The sequence below is a fragment of the Colwellia sp. E2M01 genome, from assembly GCF_018860585.1.
Lineage (GTDB): Bacteria > Pseudomonadota > Gammaproteobacteria > Enterobacterales > Alteromonadaceae > Colwellia.
Genome location: NZ_JAHKPR010000078.1, coordinates 1 through 4,239 on the forward strand (window position 1 = coordinate 1; position 4,239 = coordinate 4,239).

The window sequence follows — 4,239 nt, forward strand, 5'->3', positions numbered from 1 at the left end:
GATATTACTGAGAAGTCTCCATAATAAGCTGTTAGCTGTATATCACGGAGGCATCTATGGCTCGCTGGACTCAATATTTATTTGAGCAACATTCTGAAGCTGAATTAAAAGAATGGGCATCTCGTTTAGATATGTTTCGTTATTTTAGAGCTTATGGTGGACATGCAAATGACGGGGACTCCCTAGACGTAGCTTTGAGATACGAAAACCCGGAAGAACTTATTGTATTGGCGAACAAGCTAGGTTTAAAACTAAATATATATTCCAACAAGCCAGAACAACCGATAGCAGGAAAAACGTACTCTAGCGAAGAATATTCTTCTTTCCCAAGCTTAATAAGGGATACAGAATGGATTCAGCAACCTGGGCATTGTTGTATTTTTGGATTAAATGTATTTATTTGGTGTGGTAATGGTTTAGTTAATATATCCGCGAGTCCTAAAAGTTATGTCGTTACAAATAAACACGTCGAAGTAGCTGAAGAATTAGAGAAACATTTAAGAAGTCTTAGAAAGTTTATAGTAGATCCTCCTAAAGATACTAAGCATTATGTATGTCCTAAGTATCACCCAAGCCTATACAGCTAACAAGTCACTCAAAAGGACAAATAACAGTTGGTTTTTGCTCCTTCGTCGCTTATTTTAACCAACTGTTATTTGCCTCTTAGTAAGGCGTTATGGTACTCGGAGTAAATATGCACTTTTGTCCTTATCTCGGCAAAGAAGTACATGAAGATAATTGTTCTAGTGAACATATAATTCCGTTGTCGCTTGGAGGAGTTAATGGTTTCGAAATTCCAGTGGATGCTGAAACCAATAAGATTATAGGGTCTCAGATTGATGGAAAACTGAGTAATGATTTTATAATTCAACTTGCTAGAGGCAGGTTAAAGACAAAAGGTCATAGTGGTAAACCAGTAGTGCCTAAAATAACCAAAGCCACAATTGAAGGTAAGAATAACTCTGTATCATTATCTTTTCCGAACAATCAACTCCATATATTTGATCCAAGGTTAAAGGCTGATGTATATCCTGAAAGCGTAACGTTATCGGCCAAAAAGGACGCTACATTGGATATTAAGTTTATTGCTAAAGTTACTTTGTCAGCGGGATATTATTTTTGGTCTGACGACTTCGAAGATGCTGTTTCGTGCGACCAGTTGAGATATATGTTGCTACATGACAACCTCAATGATTGGAGCTCTGATGATATTTTTTCAGTGAAGTTCGAAACACTCGTCTTGAATAACAACACATTTTTAATACATTTTATACCTATTATACATGATCACTTTCCGGATGAAACAACAATTGCATTTATTCCTTCTTACGAAAGTGACCGATTACTTGTGTCAGTATCTGTGTTGGGTGTGTATATTGGTTATTTGCATGCGTATATGGATGCTAAAAAAGTTCAAATAAAAAATGGGTTTATTGTATCTTTAAGTGGTGGGAAAATAAAATTAAATTACTTCGATGACGAGATTATAAGTACCATAATAAGGCATTTAAACAGAACTAAAACAGTGAGTTAGGTTTCGGTTCGCTACACATTTTAACCCACTATTTTAGTCCGCTTAATGCGACGTTATATTTCTATCGAGCCTATGAGTAAATCAACCAATAAAAATCATTTCAGTCCTGTTTTTGCGAATAAGCATTGGACAAGTGGAAATGAAAATTGGCACTACAAGTACTATTACTTTTGCCAAAATAGAAATTGCGTTGTAGATGGGAAAAAGGATAAGGGAAAAACTGCTTGGGGGTTTGAATTTAATTTATATTCCCAAGAGCTTGAAGATAAACTAGATACTGAGTTAGAGAACCATGCAAGTTTGCTTTATGAAAAACTATTAAGTGATATTGTTTTAACGCCTGATGAAAGAATGAAGTGGTCACAATACATAATAACTCAGGCTGTCAGAACTCCTAGCTTTTTCAAATATAGAGATAAGCTAGAAGAGATTAATGGCGGTGATACGTCATATAAAGAAAATATAATCGGCTGCCAGTGGTGCGATGAAAATAAATACATAGCCAACAGAAATTGGTTGATCTTGGAAGCGGCAGAAGATGATTACTTTATGCGTACAGATAATCCAGTATATATGACTGGTTTCATCAACAACCCAACAACAACTATCTATTATCCACTAAGCCCTAAAAAATGTTTTGTAGCTTGCTCAGCTTTGGATAAAATTTATTTACCGAAAGGAATGAATATACCAAACCCAAAGCAAGAAGTTCATAAACTCTCTAAAGGCGATACATTCAAAATAAATTTTGATATTGTTAGATCCGCTTCAAATTCATTAATTGTGGCTAAAAGTAATAACAATCGTTCAACTAGTCACATGAACCTTCAATTATTAGGAGTGTTTCCTCAAATTCCATTCATGTTATCAATGGCGAATAATGATATGGCTGAATTAAATGAAATGAATAAGATAATTGAGCTAATGAGCGTTACTGATAATATGGATTATCCGTCTTATAGAGAATACGAATTAAAGCCATTTTATGGTGTTGAGTTTTCTATGGGAATTAACCCCTTTTCTGTTTTTGGTGTTACTGATGAAAAGTTACTAGAACAGTATCCTGATCTAGAAATATAACAAGTCATTAAAGCAGGACAAAAAACAGTTGGTTTTGCTCGTACCTCACTTATTTTAGCCAACTGTAATTTGCCGCTTAAACGGCGTTAGTTGCTTTCGATAAAACTACTATCTGAGTTTGTCGATAGTTAGAAAAGGTTACTTTATTAAAAGCTACTTATTGAGTACAATCCCAACAGATTTGTTGTGGATTCAACAAAATTATAATGGAAATTTAAGGGTTAAAACATGGATGCGCTACCTAGTACACAAAATAAAGCAATACATATAGTTGAAAAACAGATGCTTGTAGATCAACTGATCATGATTATGTACAACTCCCCCTCCGAGAATACTTACAAACACTTTAAAATGGTTAATTCCCATATTAAGAATGGAATTGTTCAAGTTGGACAGGTTGTATTGCTATCTCCAGCAGATGCTCAAGAATGCACAATTGAGGAAGCTGAATTTTTAAATGTCGCTAAAGCAGTTGATTTAACATTATTAAAATTGAGTAACTCTGAAAAGCAATTGTTAGTAAATAGATATGAATTTTTCTCAAATGTTGCTAGTTATAACGGCTTACTTATAGGCGTAAGTAATACCGCGTGGAATGCTCATACAGCCCAAGTAAAATCTATTTTGAAAGATATAGAACGTACCTATGTTACTAGCTATAAATCAAGCGGTAACTTACACAATAAGAATTTTTTCACTCAACGTAAAATACAATTTGCTAGATTGGATGCAGCATTAAGCCGTTTTGGGCAACCAAGTTTAGGCGGAAAACTTGTGGCTGGAGATATTCGAAGTAATTTAGGATTAAGCAGTAAAAGTATCATTCATCAATGGAACAAACAGCCTACCAACGCCACTACTATCCCTAACTTTCATAAAAACTATGCAGCGGTAGCTGAAATGGCACGTAATTTAAAACGTGTAGGCTATTTGGGGATCGTTCTTACAGGTGTTGATGCCGTATCTAACGTTCAAAAAGCTTGCACAGTTGGTGATGACGCTCAATGTAGTAAATCCCAATATACACAAACGGGTAAGGCTGTTGGTAGTATTGGTGGCGGGGTTTTGGGAGGTGCAGTCGCTACTTGGGCAACTTGCTCAATTGTCTTTGGTTTACCAACAGGTGGTACTAGCTTTTTTTGGTGTGCTGTTGTAGCAGGTGTTGGTGGTGGTTATGCTGGGGGAAAATATGGAGGGGAATATGGGGAGTCTAAAGGGGAAGTTTTGTATAAAGCTAATGGTATCAGATAATGCAATTGATTGATCCATCTTTTATTCCAGTCGTTTCAGCATATTTGTTTTTCGGTGGGTGTTTAGGTATTTTTATTTGGATTGGTATGGTTATTTACTTAAAGAGTAAGTGGTTAACTTTATTGGAAGAAACTCTTGATGATGGTGTTAGATTTTATAGTCTTAACATCTTGCTTTCCGCCACTGGAATTCTACAGTATGCTACAGTATTCCTTTGGTCTTTTCATGCAAAGCGTTACGGAATGCTTGAAAAGAGAAAGAATGTACCTAATCACATTCGAAAGTGGTTTGTTTTTGCTTTTTTTTGGTTCATATCTAGTGGATCATTAATGGTAGCATCTACTGTTATGGTCTAATACCAATCTGATTAAATT

General features: G+C 35.4%; 5 protein-coding genes. All 5 read left to right on the forward strand.

The features are described from left to right. Positions 1–56: 56 nt before the first annotated feature. The 5 genes from KO502_RS15115 (at position 57) to KO502_RS15135 (ending at position 4,221) form a co-directional block, all read left to right on the forward strand. Positions 57–587: a hypothetical protein gene (locus KO502_RS15115; RefSeq protein WP_216023406.1), complete on the forward strand. Its 531-nt coding sequence runs from the start codon at positions 57–59 to the stop codon at positions 585–587. 107 nt (positions 588–694) lie between these two features. Continuing rightward, positions 695–1,534 carry an HNH endonuclease gene (locus tag KO502_RS15120; protein WP_216023407.1) on the forward strand — a complete coding sequence of 280 codons (840 nt, stop codon included), beginning with the start codon at positions 695–697 and terminating at the stop codon, positions 1,532–1,534. Between the two features lie 72 nt (positions 1,535–1,606). Then, the gene (locus KO502_RS15125; RefSeq protein WP_216023408.1) at positions 1,607–2,614 is read left to right on the forward strand and encodes a DUF4238 domain-containing protein; all 1,008 of its coding nucleotides are present in this window, start codon (positions 1,607–1,609) and stop codon (positions 2,612–2,614) included. A 228-nt stretch (positions 2,615–2,842) separates the two neighbouring features. Then, the gene (locus KO502_RS15130; RefSeq protein WP_216023409.1) at positions 2,843–3,865 is read left to right on the forward strand and encodes a hypothetical protein; all 1,023 of its coding nucleotides are present in this window, start codon (positions 2,843–2,845) and stop codon (positions 3,863–3,865) included. Next, a complete protein-coding gene (locus KO502_RS15135) occupies positions 3,865–4,221 on the forward strand; it encodes a hypothetical protein (RefSeq protein ID WP_216023410.1) in 357 nt (118 codons plus the stop codon). The genes KO502_RS15130 and KO502_RS15135 overlap by 1 nt, the downstream gene beginning before the upstream one ends. The last annotated feature ends 18 nt before the right edge of the window (positions 4,222–4,239 follow it).